The organism is Nostoc sp. FACHB-888 (genome assembly GCF_014696655.1).
In the GTDB taxonomy this organism is placed as follows: domain Bacteria; phylum Cyanobacteriota; class Cyanobacteriia; order Cyanobacteriales; family Nostocaceae; genus Nostoc.
This window is the reverse complement of record NZ_JACJQM010000049.1, coordinates 1-23,520: the sequence shown is the minus strand read 5'-3', so window position 1 is coordinate 23,520 and position 23,520 is coordinate 1. Positions and strand designations below refer to the sequence as shown.

21 protein-coding genes, 1 tRNA gene and 2 pseudogenes are annotated in these 23,520 nt (G+C 43.1%); 11 read left to right on the top strand and 13 right to left on the bottom strand.

Features of this window, described 5'->3' with window-relative positions; genetic code table 11:
* Window positions 1–994 precede the first annotated feature (994 nt).
* The 3 genes from H6G26_RS24545 to H6G26_RS24535 all read left to right on the top strand — a co-directional run bounded on the left by H6G26_RS24545 (window position 995) and on the right by H6G26_RS24535 (window position 5,452).
* Window positions 995–1,999: a phosphoribulokinase gene (locus H6G26_RS24545; protein ID WP_190732062.1), complete on the top strand. Its 1,005-nt coding sequence runs from the start codon at window positions 995–997 to the stop codon at window positions 1,997–1,999.
* Window positions 2,000–2,423: 424 nt separating this feature from the next.
* Window positions 2,424–3,698 (top strand): methionine adenosyltransferase, encoded by a 1,275-nt coding sequence (gene metK / locus H6G26_RS24540; protein ID WP_190732060.1) that lies wholly within the window; start codon window positions 2,424–2,426, stop codon window positions 3,696–3,698.
* Window positions 3,699–4,282: 584 nt separating this feature from the next.
* Entirely contained in the window at window positions 4,283–5,452 is a 1,170-nt protein-coding gene (locus tag H6G26_RS24535) for a homocysteine biosynthesis protein (RefSeq protein ID WP_190732058.1), read from the top strand.
* Between the two features lie 108 nt (window positions 5,453–5,560).
* Here the strand turns inward: H6G26_RS24535 and H6G26_RS24530 are convergent, their stop codons facing one another.
* Entirely contained in the window at window positions 5,561–6,583 is a 1,023-nt protein-coding gene (locus H6G26_RS24530) for a hypothetical protein (RefSeq protein ID WP_190732056.1), read from the bottom strand.
* Window positions 6,584–6,961: 378 nt separating this feature from the next.
* Here H6G26_RS24530 and H6G26_RS24525 point away from each other — a divergent pair, with 378 nt between their 5' ends.
* Window positions 6,962–7,855: a tetratricopeptide repeat protein gene (locus H6G26_RS24525; protein ID WP_190732054.1), complete on the top strand. Its 894-nt coding sequence runs from the start codon at window positions 6,962–6,964 to the stop codon at window positions 7,853–7,855.
* Between the two features lie 54 nt (window positions 7,856–7,909).
* Here the strand turns inward: H6G26_RS24525 and H6G26_RS24520 are convergent, their stop codons facing one another.
* Together H6G26_RS24520 and H6G26_RS24515 are read right to left on the bottom strand one after the other, a co-directional pair.
* Window positions 7,910–8,530 (bottom strand): TMEM165/GDT1 family protein, encoded by a 621-nt coding sequence (locus H6G26_RS24520; RefSeq protein WP_190732051.1) that lies wholly within the window; start codon window positions 8,528–8,530, stop codon window positions 7,910–7,912.
* Between the two features lie 491 nt (window positions 8,531–9,021).
* Complete coding sequence (locus tag H6G26_RS24515; protein WP_190732049.1) at window positions 9,022–9,984, bottom strand: protochlorophyllide reductase; 963 nt, start codon at window positions 9,982–9,984, stop codon at window positions 9,022–9,024.
* A 199-nt stretch (window positions 9,985–10,183) separates the two neighbouring features.
* Here H6G26_RS24515 and H6G26_RS24510 point away from each other — a divergent pair, with 199 nt between their 5' ends.
* Window positions 10,184–10,483: a type II toxin-antitoxin system HigB family toxin gene (locus H6G26_RS24510; protein ID WP_190732046.1), complete on the top strand. Its 300-nt coding sequence runs from the start codon at window positions 10,184–10,186 to the stop codon at window positions 10,481–10,483.
* On the top strand, window positions 10,467–10,865 hold the full coding sequence (locus tag H6G26_RS24505; RefSeq protein ID WP_190732044.1) for a transcriptional regulator: 399 nt from the start codon (window positions 10,467–10,469) through the stop codon (window positions 10,863–10,865). The genes H6G26_RS24510 and H6G26_RS24505 overlap by 17 nt, the downstream gene beginning before the upstream one ends.
* A gap of 156 nt (window positions 10,866–11,021) precedes the next feature.
* Here H6G26_RS24505 and H6G26_RS24500 read toward each other — a convergent pair whose 3' ends face one another.
* The 3 genes from H6G26_RS24500 to H6G26_RS24490 form a co-directional block, all read right to left on the bottom strand.
* Window positions 11,022–11,339 (bottom strand): hypothetical protein, encoded by a 318-nt coding sequence (locus H6G26_RS24500; protein ID WP_190732042.1) that lies wholly within the window; start codon window positions 11,337–11,339, stop codon window positions 11,022–11,024.
* Between the two features lie 212 nt (window positions 11,340–11,551).
* Window positions 11,552–13,279, bottom strand: a complete 1,728-nt coding sequence (locus H6G26_RS24495; RefSeq protein WP_190732040.1) for a succinate dehydrogenase/fumarate reductase flavoprotein subunit — start codon at window positions 13,277–13,279, stop codon at window positions 11,552–11,554.
* Between the two features lie 197 nt (window positions 13,280–13,476).
* Window positions 13,477–13,794, bottom strand: a complete 318-nt coding sequence (locus H6G26_RS24490) for a hypothetical protein (protein WP_190732038.1) — start codon at window positions 13,792–13,794, stop codon at window positions 13,477–13,479.
* Window positions 13,795–14,440: 646 nt separating this feature from the next.
* On the opposite strand from H6G26_RS24490, the gene H6G26_RS24485 reads away from it, so the two are divergent.
* A complete protein-coding gene (locus H6G26_RS24485) occupies window positions 14,441–15,283 on the top strand; it encodes a hypothetical protein (protein ID WP_190732036.1) in 843 nt (280 codons plus the stop codon).
* Window positions 15,284–15,353: 70 nt separating this feature from the next.
* Here the strand turns inward: H6G26_RS24485 and H6G26_RS24480 are convergent, their stop codons facing one another.
* The 4 genes from H6G26_RS24480 to pds all read right to left on the bottom strand — a co-directional run bounded on the left by H6G26_RS24480 (window position 15,354) and on the right by pds (window position 19,453).
* Complete coding sequence (locus H6G26_RS24480; RefSeq protein ID WP_190732034.1) at window positions 15,354–16,673, bottom strand: ABC transporter substrate-binding protein; 1,320 nt, start codon at window positions 16,671–16,673, stop codon at window positions 15,354–15,356.
* A 191-nt stretch (window positions 16,674–16,864) separates the two neighbouring features.
* Window positions 16,865–16,956: transfer RNA gene (locus H6G26_RS24475), tRNA-Ser, on the bottom strand.
* Window positions 16,957–17,097: 141 nt separating this feature from the next.
* Complete coding sequence (gene crtB, locus H6G26_RS24470; protein ID WP_190732032.1) at window positions 17,098–18,030, bottom strand: 15-cis-phytoene synthase CrtB; 933 nt, start codon at window positions 18,028–18,030, stop codon at window positions 17,098–17,100.
* The gene (gene pds / locus H6G26_RS24465; protein WP_190732030.1) at window positions 18,014–19,453 is read right to left on the bottom strand and encodes a 15-cis-phytoene desaturase; all 1,440 of its coding nucleotides are present in this window, start codon (window positions 19,451–19,453) and stop codon (window positions 18,014–18,016) included. The genes crtB and pds overlap by 17 nt, the downstream gene beginning before the upstream one ends.
* Before the next feature lie 550 nt (window positions 19,454–20,003).
* Between pds and H6G26_RS24460 the strand changes: the two genes are divergently transcribed.
* From H6G26_RS24460 to H6G26_RS42775, 3 genes and pseudogenes are all read left to right on the top strand, one after another.
* The gene (locus H6G26_RS24460; RefSeq protein WP_190732028.1) at window positions 20,004–21,092 is read left to right on the top strand and encodes a glycoside hydrolase family 3 protein; all 1,089 of its coding nucleotides are present in this window, start codon (window positions 20,004–20,006) and stop codon (window positions 21,090–21,092) included.
* 103 nt (window positions 21,093–21,195) lie between these two features.
* Window positions 21,196–21,357, top strand: a complete 162-nt coding sequence (locus H6G26_RS42780; protein WP_229558922.1) for a hypothetical protein — start codon at window positions 21,196–21,198, stop codon at window positions 21,355–21,357.
* A 15-nt stretch (window positions 21,358–21,372) separates the two neighbouring features.
* Window positions 21,373–21,462: pseudogene (locus H6G26_RS42775) on the top strand (polysaccharide deacetylase family protein); the annotation flags it as partial.
* Window positions 21,463–21,543: 81 nt separating this feature from the next.
* On the opposite strand, the gene H6G26_RS24450 reads toward H6G26_RS42775, so the two are convergent.
* From H6G26_RS24450 to H6G26_RS24440, 3 genes and pseudogenes are all read right to left on the bottom strand, one after another.
* The gene (locus tag H6G26_RS24450; RefSeq protein WP_190732026.1) at window positions 21,544–21,933 is read right to left on the bottom strand and encodes an alr0857 family protein; all 390 of its coding nucleotides are present in this window, start codon (window positions 21,931–21,933) and stop codon (window positions 21,544–21,546) included.
* Between the two features lie 16 nt (window positions 21,934–21,949).
* Window positions 21,950–22,063, bottom strand: a pseudogene (locus tag H6G26_RS42770) (HNH endonuclease); the annotation flags it as partial.
* Window positions 22,064–22,218: 155 nt separating this feature from the next.
* Window positions 22,219–22,467, bottom strand: coding sequence for a hypothetical protein (locus tag H6G26_RS24440; RefSeq protein WP_190732022.1), 249 nt, complete (start codon window positions 22,465–22,467; stop codon window positions 22,219–22,221).
* 71 nt (window positions 22,468–22,538) lie between these two features.
* Here H6G26_RS24440 and H6G26_RS24435 point away from each other — a divergent pair, with 71 nt between their 5' ends.
* Window positions 22,539–22,874, top strand: coding sequence for a hypothetical protein (locus H6G26_RS24435; RefSeq protein ID WP_109011785.1), 336 nt, complete (start codon window positions 22,539–22,541; stop codon window positions 22,872–22,874).
* The last annotated feature ends 646 nt before the right edge of the window (window positions 22,875–23,520 follow it).

The following is a 23,520-nucleotide window of genomic DNA, read 5'->3' as shown; positions in this document are numbered from 1 at the left end:
AAACCGGAAAATGCCAATCCCGGAAGGTGTTCTTCCGATTGGTTTTACTTTTCCAAATCTAATTCTCTCTCGGAATATTGTTAGCTATATTCATGACCTGTCTAAAGATAATTACATCATTAGAACAACTCTAGCTACAAACATAACAACAGAGATAACCGTAGTTGAAGCAACTATAATTAGTTTCACTTGATGTGAAAAATCTGTCAACCCCTATCAGTAGTTTGTCATAACGTCAACGCTTCTATATGAGCATATCCACAAATTTACAGCCAATATTTTGACTAATGCAAGTTTTTTGCTCATTCGTTGGATAGATTTTTGCTTTGAATATCTTAGGTATTGTCGAGCAGGAATTACAATTTAGGAGCATTATAAAATTCACAGCAATAATAAATTATACCTTATAGTTCTGATTATATAGAGTCACAAGTAGCAGACTGATAATGGTGCAACGCTGATGGGCGGTGCTGATCCCCATTTTTAAATTAACAACTAAATCAACAAAAAAATGATTCATGAACTACGCTAATTCTTCTTGACAGCAATCTTGTATGGGATACCCCCTTCTGTTAAAATCAAATATATCACTAGGATTAAATACTTACCGGCACCAAAATTCAGGCTAGTCCGACGAGTAGCAACTTATAAGAGAAGACAGGAGGTAGAGGGCAGAAGGCAGGAGGAAAGAAGTATGAATGAAAATTTTATTCTGGGTCAAAAGCCCAGTTTAAAAATAAGAACTGTATTGAGCGAAAAGTGGCGCTATATAAAAGGTGTCTACAGCTTAATTCCCATACTTTTAAACATTGGTTACTCCTACCTCCTGCCTCCTGCTTCCTGTCTCCTGTCTCCTTTGTTGTCTACCCGCTTGGTGTCTTATAGATGTGCTAGGTAGCAAGAACGCAGGATAAACCAAAGTGGTAAACTCCTGGCTTCAGAATCTGCTGTGTGAAAAAATATTGACACAATTTTAGTATTTTAGAGGAGATTTATGACAAATAAGCCGGAACGCGTGGTACTGATTGGAGTAGCCGGAGACTCTGGGTGCGGGAAATCTACGTTTTTGCGTCGTTTGATAGATTTGTTTGGTGAAGATTTAATGACAGTCATTTGCTTGGATGACTATCATTCTCTAGATCGCAAACAGCGTAAAGAAACTGGGATAACGGCATTAGACCCTAGAGCAAACAATTTTGACCTGATGTATGAGCAAATTAAAGCGCTCAAAAGTGGTCAAGCGATTGATAAGCCGATTTATAACCACGAAACTGGCATGATTGATCCGCCAGAGCGGATAGAGCCGAATCACATTATAGTTGTTGAAGGGCTGCATCCTTTATATGATGAGCGGGTGCGATCGCTAATTGACTTTAGTGTTTATTTTGATATTAGCGATGAAGTCAAAATTGCCTGGAAAATCCAGCGAGATATGGCTGAACGCGGTCATCGCTACGAAGATGTCTTAGCGCAAATCAATTCCCGCAAACCTGACTTTGAAAAGTTTATCGAACCACAAAGAGAATTTGCCGATGTAGTTCTCCAAGTATTACCTACTAACTTAATTAAAAACGATACAGAGCGTAGAGTCTTAAGAGTACGTATGCTCCAGAGAGAAGGTAAGGAAGGTTTTGATCCAACCTACCTGTTTGATGAAGGGTCAACAATTAATTGGACTCCCTGTGGACGCAAACTGACCTGTTCTTATCCTGGTATGCAACTGTACTACGGTTCAGATGTTTACTATGGCCGCTATGTCTCAGTACTAGAGGTAGATGGTCAATTTGACAATTTGGAAGAAGTAATTTACATCGAAACCCATCTCAGCAATACATCCACTAAATATCAGGGTGAATTGACTCACTTGTTACTCCAGCACCGTGAGTATCCAGGTTCCAATAATGGTACTGGTTTCTTCCAAGTGCTTACAGGTTTGAAAATGCGTGCTGCTTATGAACGGTTAACAGCTGCGGAAGCAAAGTTAGCGGTTCAGGTTTAAAAGCAGCAGTGTTTGTGTCAAAGTTTGTGGGGGGCGCTTCTGGGTGCCTCCTTTTTTTGTGTTATTAAATACATTTGTCTCATAAAATAATTAGCATAGATTTATCTTCTTTACAGATACTTACCTTATGGCTAGTGGTTTTTATTAATATCAAGAAGATACTAACTACTGAAGTATAAATATTGTTATGATTTCATAAATTAACGTGAGTTCGACGGCTTATGTGGTGTTCGCCTAAGGAGCTGAATCAAAAAACCTCTTAAAGATTTTACTACCTAAAACCGTCCCTCTTCGAGTCCTAGAGGCACAAACTTGAAGCAAAGCTCAAGTTTGGGAGAGGTTCATTGAACTCACGTTAAATTAAGTAGTTGAACTAAATACTACATTTAATCAGCTAAAAAACTCAAGTAAGGAGGAATTTCCTTTGTCTCGTCGATATTTATTTACCTCCGAGTCAGTCACCGAAGGTCATCCAGATAAAATCTGTGATCAGATTTCTGATACTATTCTGGATGCCCTACTGACACAAGACCCCAGCAGCCGTGTCGCGGCTGAAGTAGTAGTTAATACTGGTTTGGTGCTAATCACTGGTGAAATAACCACCAAAGCCAATGTGAATTTCGTCAATCTCGCCCGCCAAAAAATTGCCGAAATTGGCTATACCAACGCCGATAATGGCTTTTCTGCTAACAGCACCAGCGTTCTGCTGGCTTTAGACGAACAATCACCCGATATCGCCCAAGGTGTTAACACCGCCCAAGAAACCCGCCAGCAAGATAGTGATGAGCTATTCGACAAAATTGGTGCGGGCGATCAAGGTATAATGTTTGGTTTTGCCAGCAACGAAACACCAGAACTGATGCCCTTACCCATCAGTCTCGCCCACCGCATTGCTCGCCGATTAGCAGCAGTTCGCAAAACAGGTGAACTATCATACCTGCGTCCTGACGGTAAAACCCAGGTAACTGTGGTCTACGAAGATGGGCGACCAGTAGGTATTGATACAATTCTAATTTCTACCCAGCATACGGCTACTATTGGGGAAATCATAGATGAGGCGGCTGTACAAGCCAAAATTAAACAAGACCTTTGGTCAGCAGTGGTCGAACCTGTTTTTGGCGACATTGAAGTTAAGCCTAATAAAGAGACACGTTTTCTAGTCAACCCCACTGGCAAATTTGTCGTTGGTGGCCCTCAAGGAGACTCTGGTCTGACAGGACGGAAAATAATTGTTGATACCTACGGTGGTTATTCACGGCATGGTGGCGGCGCTTTTTCTGGCAAAGACCCCACAAAGGTAGACCGTTCTGCTGCCTATGCGGCTCGTTATGTCGCGAAAAACATTGTCGCCGCCGGTTTAGCAGAAAAAGTTGAAATCCAGTTATCTTATGCTATTGGCGTAGCGCGACCAACAAGCATTCTGGTGGATACCTTTGGCACTGGCAAAGTCGATGAAGAAACCTTACTGGAATTAATCAACAAGCACTTTGAACTGCGTCCAGCAGGGATTATCCATACCTTTAACTTACGCAACTTACCAAGTGAACGAGGCGGACGTTTTTATCAGGACGTCGCGGCTTATGGTCATTTTGGGCGGCCTGATTTAGAGTTACCTTGGGAACAGACCGATAAAGCTGAATTGTTGAAGCAAGCGGTTAATGAGTCACTTTCGGCAGTAGTTGCCCAGGCGCTAACTTAGACTTATACGCTACTACAAAAACTTAGTTTATATTTTTGAGGGTATAGGCAACTTCATAAATTGCCTATACCCTCATTTTTTAGTAAGGGAACTCCAAAAAATAAATTATCCAAATTTCTGGACTCAACACTACTATTTTTCCCCCTGCTCCCTGCCCCCTGCTCCCCTGCCCTAAATGCGATGGGATATTTTTTTAGTTGGAAGTCCCTAACCACAAAAATATTAAAAGGGATTGGGAGGATCTGCAATGCCTAATTGGGCTAACCGAGAAGTATTGAAAAGCAGGGAGCAGATAAGTTTTTTGAAATGCCTTGAAGCTTAGAAGTTACGTTAATGCCATGAGCAAAGATACACCAACTAAAGCAATATTTCAAACAGAAGTAGTGTGCCTGCCCCAAAATATATATGATTTGGACTTTACAACACTTGAATTGTTTTTTTGGGAATCTCAACCCTATCTGGGGTGTTAAGCTGTCGCGCAGAGATTGGTGACAACTATTTTGAGAAGAAATTATGCAAGAGTTTGTGATTTCTCAAGATATCCTTCAAAAAGGAAGACAGCAGGAAGCGCTAGCACTGATAAAATGCGAACAATTGCAGAAATTAACGAAAAAATCAGCCGCCAACTTGCGGTAGTGTTGACAGCTGAAGAATTAAAAGCACGAGTTGTAGAAATCGGTGTTACTAAAGCTGCTAAAGAAGTTGATGTAATCACCACTGGCACATTTGAGCCGATGGAATCAAGTGGTGCAATTATCAATCTTGGACACACTGACCCCCCGATAAAAATTCGTCGCTGCTGGTTAGATGGCGTGCCAGCATACTCTGGTTTTGGGGCGGTAGATTTATATTTGGGTGCGAGTTCTGCTGTGGAGACGACGGACGGGGAAGAAGTCAGAGAACGTGGCGGCGGTCATGTAATTGAAGATTTGATCGCTGGTAAACCCATACACGTAAAAGCGCAAGGACAAGTAACAGATTGTTATCCCAGAGCAACTTTTGAAACTACAATTACCAATGAAACGATTAATCAGTTTTATTTATTCAATCCGCGCAATCTTTATCAAAATTTTATTGTTGGTGTAAATGGTGGCGATCGCCCCCTCTTCACCTATCTTGGCCCTTTACAACCGCGTCTGGGGAATGCGGTTTATTCTAACCCAGGTGCTATTTCCCCCTTACTCAACGACCCCGATTTGCAACTCGTTGGTATAGGGACTCGAATTTTTTTAGGCGGCGGTATTGGCTATATCGCTTGGGAAGGCACTCAACACTTCCCCTTACAAAAGCGTTTAGCTAATCGTACACCAATTGGGCCTTCCGCCACTTTAGCTTTAATCGGTGATGCCAAGCAAATGGATGCTCATTGGGTGCGGGGTTGTTACTTCAAAAGCTATGGCCCCTCATTAATGTTAGGCGTTGGTGTACCACTACCTGTATTAAATGAACAAGTAGTTGAACACTGTGCCGTGCAGGATAAAGACTTAGTAGCCCCAATAGTGGATTTCTCCATTCCTCGGCGCGTCCGTCCCACCTTTGGTTTGGTGAGTTATGCTCAACTCAAATCTGGGCGGATAACTATTGAGGGCAAAGCTATACGCTCTGCCCCCTTAGCGAGTTTGTTTTTTTCTAGGCAAGTCGCCCTAGAGTTGAAAAAGTGGATCGAAGCAGGAACGTTTACCCTCACAGAACCAGTTTCCCCAATTCCGATGGAGCGATCTTTTTTACCCCAAGACCGTCGGACGGATTTTTGATATTGGGGACTGGGAAGTGGGGGCTGGGGAGCACAGGGAGCAGGGAATAGGGAGAAAATTCCTCTCCTCTGCACCCTTCCCCATGCCCAATGCCCCATACCCAATTCCCTACTCTTGAATTGGTTTCGGTCGCTTGATAGGTTTAGGAGCGGGCGTTTTTGGTATAGGCTTTGATACTACCGAGGGGTCCCTGCTTACGCCTGTTTTCTTAATAGGACGTGGGGTTTCGCCACTGCGTCTGGGAGGGAATGGTTTTCTGCCACCAGCAGCGCCACCGCCAGCACGAGGGCCACCTTTGAAGGGTGGTTTGCGTTTTTTGGGCAAGTCAGCGATCGCTTCAGCTTTTTCTACTATCAAAACGTCAGCTTCTCGCTTGGCTTGGAAATCCCAGAACTTTCCTACAGCTTTGGTGGTCAGCACACCCCTCAATTTCAACTTAAAATACTTGGGTTTTTCAGTTGGTTTACGTGCAGCCTGCCTAATTTTGACTACTAAGCTCTTAGCATCAAAAGACTGGTATACTACCTCACCACGAACAGAAAAACCACCATCTGCTACTTCTGATGAGGGGATCGTTGCAATTGTACTTAATTCAGAGTTTTCTGATAAGCCATCATCGGTTGTCTGTAACTCTTGCAAGTCCAAGTCCGACTCATCCTCATTTGTTGAGTTTTTAGCCAGATTTTCTGGCTCCCAAACTCCGACAATTTGGATATGCAAGGTATCATTCTCTTGTCTTGTCCGTGGATATACTACCCACAAGTGTTCTTTTTCTAAATCTAGGTGATTCTTGACTAAGCTCATAATCCGGCCTAGGAGGACGGCATTAAGTTCTACACCATCTGTGGTCAGCAGCGTACCTTGAGTAAATTGTTCGCTGCTGGCATGATAGCGACCCCGGACTAAGCCGATCGCTCGGTACTGCATCGGTTCACTGGGAGGCGGAATCGGTTGTTGTCGATTGACCAAGTTCCCATTTGAGTCAGTTTCGCTGAGGTTAACAGGCGAATTTTCAGGTTTAGAGGGCTGGGCTGCTACATGAACATTAGCGGCTGCCCCTGTTTTAGTTGGGCCCTGGTTAGAGGCAGAAGAATTAGAGGATTCAGGCAACGGCATCAGGTCGGAATTCATAAAAACTCCTTGCGGCGGAGACACATCCCATTGTGGGATTTTACAAAGGCAGCTGAAAAGAGCATTTGTGCGACTGATGAAAGTATATTTGCTTTTCACAAAGTCACACCAAGTTACTCTATACAATACTAAAGGCGCTAAATTGAGTGTATAAACACTAAACGTGTAATTTAGCGCCTTTATACTAGTTTCGGAAGCATATCATAGGTCTAATTCTGATGGCTCCTCCTAAAGTCATCACTTACTTTAGCAGTGTAAATAGTTAATTGTTATAAAATTCACAGGCAATTGGCGGTATTCCGCAAAGTTTTGGAAATTTTTAACTTTACGATTTGTGTAAATGATAATGTCATTAGAGTTCAGGAGAAAGACAAAACTGTGTCTCAACCGCGCAATCGTTGGATAGTTCAAATCGTCTTGGCGGTGGCAATTCTTGCTTTTGTGGGTGTTTCGGTGATTCCCATAATTGGAGCATTTAATAATACGCCACCCTCAAACCAGAATACCGCTAGCACTAGAGGCACTTTGCCCTCCTCTGACCAAAAATCAAAACTGGAAGACGAAGTACGGGGTTATGAACTGGTTTTGCAAAGGGAACCGGAAAACCAAACTGCACTCAAGGGCTTATTGCAGGCGAGGCTACAACTATTGAGTCAAAAAGAAAAAGCTGAGGTTAAACCAGCTGATATCCAAGTTGTTATTGAACCTTTAGAAAAGCTAGCCAAGCTGAATCCTGAACAGTCAGAATATTCAGTGCTATTGGCTCAAGCCAAACAGCAAATAGGCGATCGCGAAGGAGCCGCTCAAGCATATCGCTCGATTTTGTCCACCAAACCAGGCGACTTGAAGGCTTTACAAGGAATGGTGTCTCTGTTGATAAGTCAGCAACGCCCGGAAGCAGCCATTGGTTTATTACAAGAAACCCTCTCTAAGGCACCTCAAGCAAATACAATTCAGCCTGGAAGTGTAGATACAGTAGCCGTGCAGGTATTGTTAGGTTCTGTTCATGCTTCCCAGAAAAGCTATGCCCAAGCTAGTTCTGTATATGACCAGGCAATTAAAAAAGATCCCAAGGATTTTCGCCCTGTTGTGGCAAAAGCGATGCTCCTGAAACAACAAGGCAAAGATGCAGATGCAAAACTTTTGTTTGATAGTGCCGCAGCTTTAGCGCCTGCTCAGTACAAAGATGAAATTAAGAACGCAGCAACGGCTTCCCCCATCCCTAATCCGCCTGCATCTCCCGCGCCCGCATTAGAAAGTACTCCGAAGTAGGGGCATTGGGCAAAAACAATAGTTTTTCTTCTCCCGCTCCCCCTGCTTATCCCCTCACGCTCCTTCAATGGCAGCAAGGATACCAAAGACCAAAAACAGGCATCCACCAATCAGGGTGAGTTGACGCTCAGAAATGCGCCCGGCAATCATTTTGCCGCCGATAACTGCGATCGCAGCACAAATTGCATGTCCTAAAATTGCACCTATTGTCACTCCAATTGGATTATTACCTGCTGCCAGGGCAATGGTGGCAATTTGGGTGCGATCGCCCCACTCTGCCATAAATGTCAACACAAAGGCTTCTATAATAATTGCTAAGGAAGTATTTTGCTTTGGTAACTCCAAATCTGCTTTTTTCACCGCAGCTTCGGCCTCTTCTATAACTTCTGTATCACAGGCAGCACCAGACATCCTACTAGCGTCATATAACAGCTTGATACCAAAGGCAAGAAACAAAACTATTTCAGCATAATGAATATAAACTTTTGGCAATACGGATGCGGCTTGTCCAAATAGCACTGAAAGGATTGTCATCGCAGCTAAAGCAGCTGTCACACCTATAAATACCAGCCGCCGCGAGTGGTGCATTGCCAAAATTACAGCAATAAAAAATGTTTTATCGCCTAGTTCTGAAACTGTTATTAATAATAAACCTGCGGTAAAAGCTGTTAACACTCTCTCAAGCTCCTGAAAAATCGTTTACCGATGTGAAGCTTGATGAGAACCAAAAGACCTCACCAAGTTTACACTTTTCGGTGTGAACTTAGTGAAGGTCTCGCTTTCAAATATTGATTACTTGCCATCTAAACCAGGCTCATCGCCAGTATGTTGATTCAGATGTACTGGCTTTCATTTTGTTGGCCAGCAGCTACTCCCCTTCAATGCAACGTTAATTATACATCTTTTTCAGGTAGAAATCAATGAGTAGGAAATGGAGAGCTATAACTGTACAGAACATGAATTGACACATACCGCCCGATTTGACTGCTGACTGAGGAAAAAACTCATCATTTGTGGCTTATGGTAGCTGGTATGGACAGATCAAAGGAAATGTATTGCGATTGTAGTATAAAAGAATGTTTAGGTGTAGTTTGTTGTAGACACTCAATTTACGCTACAACCGCGTAACCTAGTAGCTATGTAGGGTAAGGTGAAACCCCGTTCCATCACGCAATTCCAACCAACTTTGCGCTTAGTTCCCACATGCGATCGCCTTTTTCGTCATCGCGGGCTTGAGGGGAAACCTTTTGCACAAAGGACTTACCATCTTTCTTCTGGCGATTTCCCCAGCTCCAATAAGCACCAGATTGATTGTATTCAGGATCGGCAACTACCGCAGCAACCCTTTCTCCTGCCAACTCCTGAGACACATATCCTCCAGTGATGTACTTCTGAAATAATGGGAAGATTTTCTGAAACAGAGGATAGTGGTTTCTAAATAGCGGCGTTTCTGCAACACATCCCGGATAGAGAGAACTGAAAGCGATACCAGTTGACTCATGATAGCGCCGATGCAGTTCCCGCATAGTCAGCACGTTGCAAACCTTGCTGTCTTTATAAGCTTTGACGGGTTCAAACTTCTTGCCATCAATCATCGAGATTGGCTCTTTAAATCCTTCTACAAAGCCTTGCAAATCGCCCAAGTCAGGACGCGGCGGAATCTTGCCACCCAGTTCGTCTGGATTGTGGGTGACAGTTCCCAAAATTACGAGCCTTGGCTCTGAAGATGATTTCTTCAGATCCTCTAACATCAGGTTGCATAAAAGGAAATGTCCAAGGTGATTTGTGGTGACAGTTAACTCGTAGCCTTCTGGGCTTCGCAGTGGATCTTTTAACAAAGGCATATAAATTGCGGCGTTGCACACCAAAGCGTCTAGGGAGTGACCGCTTGCTCGGAAGTTATTTACAAATTGTCGAACGCTATCCAAAGAACCGAGATCGATATGCATGATGGTGTAGCTACCCTGGTGGGGGATTCCCAAAGATTGGGCTGCAAGTTGAGCCTTCGCTATATCCCTACACGCCATGACTACGTACCATCCCCTTTCAGCAAGAGCCTTGGCAGCATATAAACCGACTCCTGAAGAAGCACCTGTAATTATAACCGTTGGCTTGTGATGTTGTTCCATTCTGTTCAGCCTCCATTGACTGTCTCTAGGATCTCACACCAGTGAGCCATCATTGTCACCAGCTTTTTCAATGCCGGATTAGGCTGAACTAACCCGCATTCTAAATAATAACTACTCTTGACTTTTTGCTCTCATTTTGAAAGCATTTAAAAATAATTGATTTTCCATTGAAAATATGTGACAAAAAATTTAGAAACAAATGCATCTAATTGCAATTCGCAACCTTCGTACTGATACCGCCCATTATCCCGATGTTAAGAAGCAGATTGACAACTGGTATGCAACTGTGAAAAAAACGGAATGGCAGAACTTAGAGGACGTTCGTAAGATTTACAAGGATGCTGAAGCAGTTGGAAACTTAACTGTTTTCAATCTCAAGGGTAATGATTATCGCCTAATTGTCGGTATTGATTATGAAGACCAGGTAGTTTACTACAAATACTTTTTTACGCATACTGAATACGATAAAGGCAAATGGAAAAATGACTTTTACTTTTGACGAAACTGCTTATCGCAATCTAGTAGCTGAAGTTGCTCCCAAGGTAATTGAGACAGAAGACGAATACGAACGTTTGTTGACAGTGGTAGAGCGTCTAACCTTTGAGAAAAATCGCACTCCAGAGCAGCGAGTTTTACATAAATTGCTAGTGAAGCTGATTGAAGTATATGAAACACAGAACTACCCGATGGATTTATCTGTGCCTCATGAGATACTTCAACACATCATGGAAGCAAGTGGAACCCGTCAAGCTGACTTGGTAGGCGTTATTGGATCGAGCGGTGTGGTGTCTGAGGTTGTTAATGGTAAACGTTCGATTAGCAAGGCACAAGCCAAAATGCTTGGTGATTACTTCAAGGTTTCACCTAGCCTATTTATCTAAGCCTCAATTTAAAGCGTGTGGGAATACCGTTTTTGGTACACGAAAGTAGTGATGTAGTTTTAGTAAGTTGCCTAGGGGCTTTCTTGCATTGGCTTCAAGGAATTTTTAGATTGCGCTATACCCCTACCCAACACTAGACTAATTTCTATTGTTTAACTAATCAACTTTCAGCTTTGCCAATATCTCTAAGCGTTTAAGATAATTCTTCATATATTCAGGACTCTCTGTTGGAACACAACCATCGTTATACAAGTAAATCCTGTCTGTATTTGAATCACTATTGTAAGAGAGCTTTGCTACTGTTGCTAAACCTATACCTTTCAATTCAACACTAATATAGTCTTGATACTCGATGTGTTCCCTAGTCTTAAAACCAACTGGCTTGTATTCCCTATTAAGGACTACGTATCGTCCATCAGATTGTTTTTCAAGGCAATAAGGAAGAAAGACTGATCTGAAGTCGTTAAGCGCCATATCGTTTTCCTTGGCTACAATATTACACTTTCTGACCTAGTGATATCACTAATACCAGTTTTTTTCCAAGATGATAGCTGCGATTCAAGGACAGTTAGGTTCTTGTCACTAGTTCAATGATTTATAGTCATGTTTTTAATCGAGGTGGACGAGGTGGTTACAGTCCCCTCGATTCATTGTGCAAGGTAGATAAGAAGATTTATTACCTCGAGTTAATATTTCCGCTCTTTTGGCTCAAACATAGTAATCGCCACCGGACGATATTGAATGTCAATTCCCGCAGGTGAATAGTAAGCCATTGTGTGTTTCAGAAAGTTGGTATCATCTCGTTCGGAATAATCTTCGCGGAAATGAGCGCCACGACTCTCTTGGCGATTTAGGGCTGATGCCAAAATAGTCTGTCCCACTACCATCAAACTTCGCAATTCCAAAGCTTCCACAAGTTCCGTATTCCAGCAACTACCTTTGTCATCTAAATAAATTTGTGGATATTTTTGTTGTATTTCTTCTAGTTTGTGCAACCCTTCACTCATTAATGCTTCAGTGCGGAAAACACCGCAGTAATCAGTCATACAATCCTGGAAGGCTTGACGAACTTGGTTAATGCGGTACTGTCCTGGTTGTTCTAACAAGGCTTGGATTTGTTGCTGGGCTTCCGTTACATATCGTTGCTCATCCACAGAAGGCAACTTACGTTTTTGCACAAATTGCGCGATCGCAGCCCCGGTTCTCTTGCCATAAACGACACATTCCAGCAGAGAATTACTCCCCAAACGGTTAGCCCCATGTACGGAAACACAAGATGTTTCGCCAGCAGCAAAGAAGGCATCAACTAAACCATCACCACTACTGCGGACTTGCCCATCAGTATTAACTGGAATACCACCCATACAATAATGAATTGTCGGGCGAACTGGCATAGGTTGAGTTACCGCGTCAACACCTACCAAACGGTGTGCTTCTTCCCAACAGAAGGGGACGCGACTCATAATTTTTTCTTTGCCCATGTGGCGTAGATCGAGATAGACAAAGGGGCCCCCAGCACTACCGTTGAGATGAATACCACGACCAGCGCGAATTTCGTAAGCGATCGCTCGTGAGGTAATATCACGAGGAGCTAGTTCCATGCGACTGGGTGCATAGTTCGCCATAAAGCGATCGCCTTCACTATTAATCAGATACGCCCCTTCACCTCGTACCGCTTCTGAAATCAGCACCCCTACCGGATATAAACCAGTGGGATGAAATTGGACAAATTCCATATCTTCTAGAGGCAAACCTGCGATCACAGTCATTGCCAAACCATCACCCGAAGAAGCGTAATCATTAGAGGTGGTGTTATAAACGCGACCATAGCCCCCTGTAGCAAACATCACTGCCTTGGCCCGCACTACCTCGATATGTCCATCCAAAAGATGGAACATCACCACACCCTTAGCCTCATTTTCTTCCAAAATGAGACGCATTACATACCATTCTTCATAAACTTGCACCCCATAACGCCGCAAATTGTTAACCAATTCGTGCAAAATTGCGTGACCGGTCTTATCAGCTGCGTAACAAGTGCGGTTATGGGAATGTCCCCCAAAAGCTCGTTGGGCAATGCGACCATCAGGTAAGCGAGAGAACAAAACGCCCATGTGTTCCAAGTCGATCACCACATCTGGTGCTTCCTGGGTAAGAATTGCCACAGCGTCCTGGTCTGCCAAGTAATCAGAACCCTTGACAGTATCAAAAGCATGTGCTTTCCAACTATCTTCTGCATCAACATTTTTCAACGATGCAGCCATACCACCTTGAGCCGCCACCGAGTGGGAACGAATTGGGTGGGTTTTGGCAACCACAGCAATATTTAAATTAGGGTCAGTGCGGGCAATTTCCACAGCAGCGCGACATCCCGCCAATCCACCCCCGACAATAATTACATCATGTTCCAGCATAATTAGCCCCTGATTGCAAACCCCTGCTGTTCTATTGTAGAGAGGTGATTAATCAGGTAGTGCGTTGCGACTGTGACATCTCTACAAAAAAATTCCCTGCCTATAGACAGGGATGTTATTACAAATTTTGAAATTAACAGTGAAAAGTTAAAAATGAAGAGTTAGGTCTTCACTTATAACTCCTAACTCCTAACTCTTCAGCTAGTCGCTTGTACAGGTTGTTGCTGAGACACATTACCTGGCATGGGTTCCATTTTGGTTCCAGGCCCTACAGGAGTGACTTCAATATGATTTAACAAGGTAGTGACAAACGCAAACAACAAGAAAGGTAGCGATAGTAGAACGACAAGACCAGCTGTTGCTAAAGCGTACACGGGTCGCTTGGCACCCATTAGCGCCAAGGCTGATGCCAAACTTAGGGTAATTGTAATCAACCAAACAATTATTTGACCGTAGATGTCACCGAAAGTCAGGGTACAGACAAACCGATACTTTTGAATATTATTTCCGCTCATCACATTTGCCTCAAGTCTCTCCTAATAGGTTCTACGTTAGAACCATGTTTGCTTTGTAGACAATTTCTAAATATTTTTGCAAGCTTCGTAATATAACTTTACAATCAGCTTTTTTTGTTGCAAAGCTTAATTTCTAGTAAAGTATGGCGTAAATAGACCAACCATATCCTATGGTAAGCCCTTCTCTTGTAGTCGCCGTTGCCTGGAATTCTCCCTTTCTCTTTTAATATAAAAGGGTGTGTTATACCCTAGGCTAACGCACCATCTAAGATTCTCGCTGTGTTAGAACTAATGTCTATAACGCACTCTACCAGATTCAAGCCAATGTGCTCAACAGTTAGCACAAAGACTAAGAAAGCTAGGTGTTGGTGTAGACTAAGCTTTTTGGTAAAACTTTTAGCAATCCTAATAACTTCTTCAACAAATAGATTCTTTATCTAAAGCCAAGATAATTTTTGTCATCTGTCAAATTTCAGATATTTAGGATGAGTATTTAATTTTTTGCTAGTAAATATTAACTAGTCCCAGCAAAGTCAGAATGGAAAAACCGATTTTTTGGTGTTAAATTTTGAATATTGCCCGAATTTGTTGACTTCAATCAACAAAACTGTTTATTTTTCGTGGCAATATTGTTTTAGGAGTGAACGTGAATACTATTTTTTTTCGTAAAGGTGTTTTTTGGTTGCCAAGTATAGCTGCTCTTGCAGTCTTGAGTAGTGGGTTATCTGCAAATGCCCAGACAGTGGACAAGGTGAGCAGTCAGACATTAACCAACCCTTCCGCAACCGTAGCGTCTCCCAACGAGTTTAGTGCAGAACTAGATACTGCAAGTCAAAATCTCTCTACAGAAACAACTGAAACATTTACAGTAAGAAATTTAACTAAAGGACAGCAGTTATCCAATACTGCAATACAGGAAAACGCCAGTGCTACACTAACACCCATTCCAGGCACAGTGGCAACCTCATCTACGACGCTCATCTCTAAGTCTGTAGAACCAACTTCTCAAAGTATTGCTCAACCATCTGATACCAGAGTGGCGCAATCAGATATAGATTTAGGTAGAACTACTAGTGGCGGCAGCAGCTATATTGGCGTCGCTGCTAACATTGGTTTGAGTGGTGGGGACTCATCTTTGGGCGACGGTAACTTCGCAGTAGTCAGCAAAATCGGACTGACAAATTCTATATCTGTGCGACCCTCAGCTGTATTAGGGGACAACACCACAATTCTACTTCCCATAACCTACGATTTTACCTTTCAGTCAGCAGATGCTTTTAGCGAACCATTAGCAATTGCACCTTACGTTGGAGTAGGTGCAGCTTACAAAACTGGTGATGATTCGCAATTTGCCTTTTTAGTATCTGGTGGCATTGATGTGCCTCTAAGTCCTCAATTCACGGCGACGGCTGCTGTGAATGCCGGATTTTTCAATGAGACTGATATAGGCTTGTTGTTAGGAGTTGGTTACAACTTCAGTGGGTTTTAAGAGTTAGGAGTTATGAATTAGGAGTTAAGAGTTAATAATATTTCATTCATAACTCCTAATTCCTCACTTTCTACTTGGGGGTAACTTTGTCAATCACCTTGATTTTGCCATCGTCTTCTACTGTCCAAACATCGTATACCCCAACGACATCACCATTAGCATCAACATCTACGTTGCCGCTAGCTCCTTGATAGTTGATATCTTGACCCACTTTAAGTAACTTCAGTCCCTCGCAGACATCGGTGACTTCTGTGCCAGGCCCATTAGCAACTTCACGGATTTTGCTGGCTACGCCAACACCTGTATTTTCTTTAGCGGCTTGTGCTGCCAACGTCAACAAGACAGCCGCATCCCAAGCTTGAGGGGCATATTCCCCTGGCGCACCACCCTTTTTATCCTTCCACAAGTTGTTGAAAGCTTCTAGTGCTTTACCATCGGAACCTGGTACTGTACCGATCGCTCCAGTTAAAATATACTTACCATCACTACCTTTGCCAACTTGTTCTGGGAAAGTAGGTGATTTCACGCCATCTGTAAGCAGAATCTGCACTCCCTTAGCTACACCTTGCTGATATGCGGCTTTCAGGAATAAACTGCCAGTTTCAGCGTACAGTACAGCCAGGACTGCATCTGGATTACCAGCAAAAGCAGCAGCAGCTTCTGTATCAAATGTTTGGGCTTTCGGGTCGTAGCGGACAGGTTTGCCTTTATTAACGATGGTTCCACCCAATTTTTCAAAAGTTTGTACAAATGCTTTTTCAAAGCCAACGCCATAGTCATTATTAATCACGACTGTAGAAACTCGCTTGAAACCTTTCTTATTGGCAAGTTGAGCTAATGCCAGTGCTTGGTAGGTATCGGGGGGAGCTGTACGCGCCCAAAAGCCTTGAAAGTCGCCTTTTTGTGCCTTTTCAGTAAACACGGGACTGGTACTACCAGGGGAAACCAGCATAACTTTATTCGGCGTGGCAATGGAGACTGCTGCACTAGAAACACTACTGGCAAAGGAGCCAACTACACCTGCTACTTTATCTAAAGTTGCTAGTTTAGTCATACCGGCAGCACCAGCTTTGGGGTCGGTTTGGTCGTCTACTTGCACCAAGTTCACCGATTCACCATTCACCCCACCGCAAGCATTGACTGTATCGACGAGTAAAGGAACAGAACCTAGCATCTGCTGTCCAACAGAAGCCAAATCGCCGGTTGTCGGTAGCAGGGAACCAATTTTGAGCCCTTTAGCACTGCTTGTGGTAGTTGATGCTGCTGGGGTAGCGGTACTTCCGTTATTAGTTGTGCCATTCGGGGTACTGGTATCACCACAAGCCCCAACTAAGAACCCAATTGCCAGGGTAGCTATACTAAAGGTTAAGGCGGCGCTAATTTTTCTCATAGGTAATTTTACTCCTAAGATATTTAGGAGCCTAAAAGTTAAGACACAAACTAGGTTGGTAAGTTAGCTGGATCTTAGCAAGACTCCAAATGATAAATCATATCATCCATCTTTGGGAGTAGAAATATTTACCTTTGCATTAATATTATTGCTCAACACAGAAAAGACTCTGTGTATAAAAACCTGAAAAACGGAGAGGGAGGGATTCGAACCCTCGGTACGGAGTTGCCTGCCGTACAACAGATTAGCAATCTGCCGCTTTCGACCACTCAGCCACCTCTCCATGACTCACGAATATTAATCTTATCAGACTTCCTTTTAAGAGTCAATAGTTATTTGTCATTGGTCATTTGTCATTTGTCATTAGCCATTGGTTATTTATAAAACACTAAGGACCAAGGACTAGGGACAAATGACTAATTTTTTAAAGGACTTGCGATCGCATCCAAGCTAAGGGCAAGGTGCGTAACTTTTTCCACTGGGGAACGAAAGCTCTCTGACTGAACACATCGTAATCGTTGCGTTCAATCACCTCCAAAATCTGACCGTACAACATTGACGCTGCCCATACGGGCCAACGGGCATCGGATGCTAAATAAGTAATTCCCTCATCTGACGTGGTATAGAATTGGCGAGCCCGTTCGATTTGAAAGCGCATCAGCGCCCGCCAACGATCATCTACCACACCTTTAAAGAAGTCTTGCTCGGTGTAGTTGAATTTTTCCAAGTCCTCAAGGGGAATGTAGATTCGCCCCCGTTTTGCATCTTCTCCCACATCCCGCAGGATGTTGGTGAGTTGATTGGCAATTCCCAGAGCGATCGCTTCTTTTGTGGGAACATAAGGTTGTTTGTTCTGTTGCCACGGAGCGGTGTACATGGTGCTATCCACACCCATAACTGCTGTTGACATTAAGCCAACAGTGCCGGCAACGCGGTAACAGTAGAGGTATAAGTCCTCAAAGGTTTCATAACGACTGCGATATAAATCCATGCGCTGACCGACAATCATATCCCGAAAGGGCTGAATGTCCATCGGAAAGCGCTGGAGGGTATCAGCTAAAGCGACATCGTAATTTTCTAATGGGTGTCCCGCAAAAATCGATTCCAGCTGCTGTTCCCATAGGTCTAGGGTTTCTGGCGTGGTAATAGCAGATGCGGGCCCATCCACCAATTCATCTGTACGGCGACACCAAGCGTAAATTGACCAAATAGATTGACGTTTTACCGGACTCATGAGCAAAGTACCCAGGTAAAAAGTCTTGGCATACTTTGCTGTGAGATGTCGGCAAAGTTTGTATGACTCGTCTACAGAGACCAGCGTTTTCATGCGCGGGGGGGAATCAGGCAGTTGCAGCATTCGTTGCGGGCGGTCGGGTGAGCGTTTGCAGGTTTGAGGAATTTGCTACCGGGAGAGCCTCAGAAATTGCCTGCGCTGTCAGCTTACCAGAAAGTACGGCACCTTCCATACTGCCTAAGTAGCGTTGCATGGTATAACTTCCGGCAAGATAGAAGTTGGCAATGGGCGTAACTTGTGCTGGACGGTACTGTTGACGACCAGGGGTCGCTTTGTAAACTGAACGCGGCGTTTTCACCACATGAGATTTCAGCAATGTTGCTGGATTGTCTCCCCCAAAGTGGTCGGGGAAAAGTTTTTCCAACTCAGCAAGCGTTGCAGCCACAATCTCCTCATCAGATTTGGCAATCCAATCTTTTGCCGGAGCTAAAACTAATTCCAGCATTGAGCGATTGGGGTTGGCGTATTCACGGCAGGTATTGCTCATATCAGCATAAACGCTTAGGAGGGGCGATCGCGAAAAAAGTAAGTGATCAATTTCTGTAAGTTTCCGGTCAAACCACAGATGCAGGTTAATCACTGGTACTCCTTCCAAGCCTTCTAGCTTTTGAAAAAACTCCATAAGCTTCCAAGGTTTAGGCAACATGACCTTCAGAGGATCAACCGACATGGCAGATACATATGAATCTGCTGTGATAACTTCATCTTCTGCCCCATTTAAGCCTCGAATCAAGTATCCTTTTACCGTGCCATCGGCGTTGAGCAAAATCTCTTTCAAGGGGGCATTCAAGCGCACTTCTCCACCGCGTTCTGTGATGTAATCTACGATCGGGCTGCATAGACGTTCTGTGGGAGAACCATCCAAAAATGCAATCTTGGAGCCATACCGTTCTTGCAGAAAGCGATTCAGTGCAGTTAGGAGAATTGTTGACGAAACTTCATCAGGATTGATAAAGGTGAGCGCTTTACATGCGGCGATAAAAACGTCACTAGTTACTCGCTCGTCAACACCTTGCCTTTCCAACCACTCTAAGAAGCTGTACTTGTCCATCTCTTCAACATACTTTTGACCCCGAACCACTGCTGGAAGTAGGCCAACTGCAAATCGAATCTTCTGCTCCCAAGTCAACATATCTTTGTTGCGAAGAATCGATGCAATCACGTTGAAAGGAGATGGAATATCTGGAACATCAAAACGTGAGAGTGTTCCAGGCTTGTCTGGTTGATTGAAAATCAACGTATGCTCTTTCCACTGGAGTCTGTCTTCAATGCCCAACTCCTTGAGCAATTGGAGCATATTCGGATATGCCCCAAAGAAGGCGTGTAACCCGGTTTCATACCAGTCGCCGTCAGAGTCTTTCCACGCCGCAACCAGACCACCCAATACGTCCCGGCTTTCCAAGACAATGGGAGTGTGACCTGCGTCCGTGAGATATTTCGCGCAGGAAAGTCCTGCTAGACCAGCACCCGCGATCGCTACTCGCATTTAACCCTAATGCCCTTCAATATTTCTTAATGGTTTTGTCGATTCTCATTATACGTTGCAAACCGTAACATTTGGCAGTTATTGTGCGATCGCTCTCCCAAAAAACTTTTGCCAAAGGGAATTTTACCTACGCGCACCTACCCAACAAAATTGCCAATACCATTGTTGCTAATAGGTTTTGGCGAACATTTCATCTAGATTTATATGCAGGAAATTTAGGGAAACAAAAGTAATTCCTTTGACTGAAAATAAGTAATCTCAAACTTGGTATAAAACTAGTTGATTTCTTTGGGAATCAGTGTATCTACTCTGAAAAAATATTTAGGGTAGTGCTTAAAGATTACTAGTTGATTCCCTATAAAATTTCCTTCGATGGATACATTGACAATGGAAAAATCAAGGCTAATTTAGGACTTACGCACTTTCCACAAGGAGAATAAAAACCTTTCTTTGAAAGCTTTTCACTCGCCATAAGGATGTAGGATAAAAGTTTATATCCTTTAGGTTGAACAACTCAGTTGTTTACCGCAAAACTTATAGGTAAAAGATTATGAGTGTATCGCAAGAGCTAAAACGCTTTGGACATCACCTGATTCTGGGTATTTCCGGCACTACATTAAGCGATGAAGATAAACGCGCACTCAGTGAATTAAAGCCGATTGGGGCGATCTTTTTTGCTAAAAACTTTTTGGATAGTACCCCGTATCAAGTTTGGCTAGAAAGCTTCAAAGATTTAAATAATCAGATACGAGAATATACTGAACGTGATTCGATGTTTATGACTCTGGATCATGAAGGAGGTCGTGTGATTCGTACACCACTGCCGATTACGCGGTTTCCTCATGCTTTGTTGCTGCGATCGCACGTCCGTGAAGTAGCAAAAGCCACAGCATTAGAACTCAAATCACTGGGGATAAATTTATCTTGGGCACCTGTAGCAGATGTTTTTTCCTATCCCCACAACCCCGTGATTGGGCCTCGTGCCTTCGGTAACACTCCCGAAATTGCTGCAAAAGATGCCCGTGAATACTACCTTGGACTTCAAGAGTCAGGAATTTTGGGATGCGCCAAACACTTCCCCGGACATGGAGATACCAGCAAAGACTCTCACATCGAGCTACCAATACTGAATTTAACTTTAGAAGACCTGCGACTTCGAGAACTCATACCTTTCAAAGCTTTAATCGAAGTACAGATTCCTTTGATTATGACTGCCCATATTTTATTTCCTAAGATAGATGCTGATGTGCCAGCAACGCTTTCCCAGTCTATCCTCAAAACCATACTTAGAGAGGAACTTGGCTTTGAGGGAGTGGTTGTATCTGACGACTTAGATATGAAAGCAATCTCAGATATGTTTATTAAAGCTGGTACTGTGGCGCAGTCATTTCATGCAGGCTGCGACTTGTTTATTGTTTCGCGTAATATTAATTCATCATCTATTGAAAGAACTTATCAGATTGCTGAAGATTTCGTCGATTCCCTCAGCAAGGGTAGCTTGGATGAATCAGTAGTGGAAGCAGCCAAAGAAAGAATCGATAAACTGCTGGCAGTAACACCGCAATATCCCGTAAATGCTCTGGATAAAGATATATTATTGCAACATGCTCAACTAGCGATCGCTAGTTCCTATTCATAATGGGTTCTATAGGGGTCGAACCTCTTTCTGGGAGTTAAGAGCTATCTGCACAGCCGGTATGGCAACCACCCTTTATGATTGGGTGAATCTTTAAAAGCCTGAGATGACAGACAACTATCTCAAGCAACAGAAGATAATTAGTTTTGTCGCGATCGCCTCTATGATTACAGCTTGTAGTATTGCTCCAAGTATCTCCCCACAATTGGGGTTGAACCAGCCAATAAGCAAAATTCATACTCCACAAGACAAGTTCAAAATCCTCTGAAAAACGGCCAAGTTAAGGCCTACAGGAGTGAAAACGACTCGGTTTCGTTCTCCTGGAGGCTTTTTAAATAATGGACTAGCCGCTTATGCTAAGAGCCAGAAAAATTTAGTCAGCCTACGATTTTGTTTATCAACAAAGGCAGTTCAAAAGTGGGCGGAACTGACCTCTTACTCCTTCCTGCCTTCTTTATTCACTCATCACAGAAGCACAAGCTTGAGCTTCCTGCCAAAGTTTGTGCAAAAAGAACTCAGCGCGATCGCTCATAGTGGTAAAAAACACACCTACAGCATCCTTAGAACTATCTAATAGCCAAGAACCCCGCAGGGTGACTTCCATATATTCGGCATCGCAGGCAGAGAGGGCAATAATTTCTCTGTCATCTCTTTTTACCTCAGCTTTAAGAACTTCTACTCCCGGCAAATCAACAGGAAGCAAAAAGGAAGCGGTACTGGGTTCAATGCATAAACTTTGCCCAACTCGCAGGGCTAAAATCACTCGCTGCGCTACCCATTCTTCCAGCGACAGAGTGAGACATTCCAAATAAAAACTGCTTTCAGTGTAAGTTAATTTCAGCATTCTTTATGCTCTCCTGTTATTCCAGGCTTCCTTGCATATCTATCCAAAACTGTTCGGCAAAAGAAATTGCGGGGTGGATTGGTGCTTTTGGCTTGATACGCAGTTGCATACCAGCCTTAAACAGAGTGCGTATTTGAGAAAACACCACCACAGATTGCTCTAACACTTGCATTGCGTTCGCGCCGCGGATGGAATATATCGTCACAGCTTCACTCCTTATAAAAAACCCCCGCTTCAACTTTTGAGTGAGGCGGGGGTTAGAATTGACCGGAAAATTTTCTGGTTTCATATCGGTACAGTATTGCTTTGTCTGTACTCCCCGCTTTCTTCATCTAGTTGTCGTTTTGCAATCAACCCATTAATGCTGAGATGTCTAAAGTCATAATTACCCTCTGTGATTTGCCCATAATCTCGGCTACCATCGCCCATAAATAAATACTCCACTTCCATACCAGCTGATTCCCAACCAGTTCGACAATTAGTAGTGGAAAAAGAAGTAGAGATGGGGTAAATGGATTTCACAGAAAATTTCACCTATTGAATATTGCTTTAAACATACTACACTTGTATTACTATCTTGTCTATACCTTTAAGGAGAAATAGTGATGCATACGATCGCTCGTACCCCAACCACCGATATGGAAGTTACCAGCATCCGCTTAGAGCGGGAACTGAAAGATAAGCTCAAAGAAATAGCCGGGAATCAGGGATATCAAGCTTTGATCCGAGATATCCTTTGGAATTATGTCCAGCAAAAATCAGGTGAATGGAAGCCTCGATTTTCGCGAACCGACATTCGAGCTAGTATCGCTGCCACAGCTCAGCAAGAAGAACGCTGTGTACTCACAGGTCAACTAATTCAGCCCCAAGAACCGATGCTGTTAGGATTAACCAGGAATGGGGATATGGTTCCTTTGAGTGTCGAGAGTTTGGCTGGATAGTCCTATATTCAGTCAATGCAGCTCAGTTATTTTTGCTAAATAATTGGGCTGCATTCAGAATTTAACTTTATTTTTCCAATAAATAAAAATTATTGTTAAGAATTGGAGCTTATATACTTCATTACTGCTATGAGGTAAATTTGTTTTACGCTCTAGCTTGGTTATATTTGATTGAGAGCAACACAAATTAAGGGACTTCCGAATAAAAATATACCATCCCTGCGGGACGCTACGCGTAGCAAGATCCCCAAAGGGGTACCTATAGAGGCAGGGGGCAGGGGGAGGGAAAGTCGTAGTAAAGTCCAGAAATTGGATAATTTATTTTTTGGAGTTCCCTAAAAGGTAGCTGATTAAATGGACTAACATAAAACAAAATTTTACAGAGTTTTTAAAATAGCTTCAGTACTTTTACGGTTAAATTTGGGTTATTTTGCTTAGATTCTAGAGAAATTACGGTTTATGTATCCTTATAGACAGGATATTCTAAGTCAAAGTTAGTTAATTATCTGAATATAAAAAGATAAAGCAGCCAAAAATAATCAGGCTGGAGCATTTTAGAATATTTTAACCCACATTCCGCACTTCAATTTGAAGTATGAATTAATTTCAGTTAATGACAACGCAAAAAATTAGGATAATTAAGAAA

What these genes read in the sequence shown, in the direction of transcription:
- H6G26_RS24545 (WP_190732062.1), top strand. Translation starts at nt 995, where the DNA reads ATGACAAATAAGCCGGAACGCGTGGTACTGATTGGAGTAGCCGGAGAC.
- H6G26_RS24535 (WP_190732058.1), top strand. Translation starts at nt 4,283, where the DNA reads ATGCGAACAATTGCAGAAATTAACGAAAAAATCAGCCGCCAACTTGCG.
- H6G26_RS24530 (WP_190732056.1), bottom strand. Translation starts at nt 6,583, where the DNA reads ATGAATTCCGACCTGATGCCGTTGCCTGAATCCTCTAATTCTTCTGCC.
- H6G26_RS24515 (WP_190732049.1), bottom strand. Translation starts at nt 9,984, where the DNA reads ATGGAACAACATCACAAGCCAACGGTTATAATTACAGGTGCTTCTTCA.
- H6G26_RS24510 (WP_190732046.1), top strand. Translation starts at nt 10,184, where the DNA reads ATGCATCTAATTGCAATTCGCAACCTTCGTACTGATACCGCCCATTAT.
- H6G26_RS24505 (WP_190732044.1), top strand. Translation starts at nt 10,467, where the DNA reads ATGACTTTTACTTTTGACGAAACTGCTTATCGCAATCTAGTAGCTGAA.
- H6G26_RS24500 (WP_190732042.1), bottom strand. Translation starts at nt 11,339, where the DNA reads ATGGCGCTTAACGACTTCAGATCAGTCTTTCTTCCTTATTGCCTTGAA.
- H6G26_RS24495 (WP_190732040.1), bottom strand. Translation starts at nt 13,279, where the DNA reads ATGCTGGAACATGATGTAATTATTGTCGGGGGTGGATTGGCGGGATGT.
- H6G26_RS24490 (WP_190732038.1), bottom strand. Translation starts at nt 13,794, where the DNA reads ATGAGCGGAAATAATATTCAAAAGTATCGGTTTGTCTGTACCCTGACT.
- H6G26_RS24480 (WP_190732034.1), bottom strand. Translation starts at nt 16,673, where the DNA reads ATGAGAAAAATTAGCGCCGCCTTAACCTTTAGTATAGCTACCCTGGCA.
- crtB (WP_190732032.1), bottom strand. Translation starts at nt 18,030, where the DNA reads ATGCTGCAACTGCCTGATTCCCCCCCGCGCATGAAAACGCTGGTCTCT.
- pds (WP_190732030.1), bottom strand. Translation starts at nt 19,453, where the DNA reads ATGCGAGTAGCGATCGCGGGTGCTGGTCTAGCAGGACTTTCCTGCGCG.
- H6G26_RS24460 (WP_190732028.1), top strand. Translation starts at nt 20,004, where the DNA reads ATGAGTGTATCGCAAGAGCTAAAACGCTTTGGACATCACCTGATTCTG.
- H6G26_RS42780 (WP_229558922.1), top strand. Translation starts at nt 21,196, where the DNA reads ATGACAGACAACTATCTCAAGCAACAGAAGATAATTAGTTTTGTCGCG.
- H6G26_RS24450 (WP_190732026.1), bottom strand. Translation starts at nt 21,933, where the DNA reads ATGCTGAAATTAACTTACACTGAAAGCAGTTTTTATTTGGAATGTCTC.
- H6G26_RS24435 (WP_109011785.1), top strand. Translation starts at nt 22,539, where the DNA reads ATGCATACGATCGCTCGTACCCCAACCACCGATATGGAAGTTACCAGC.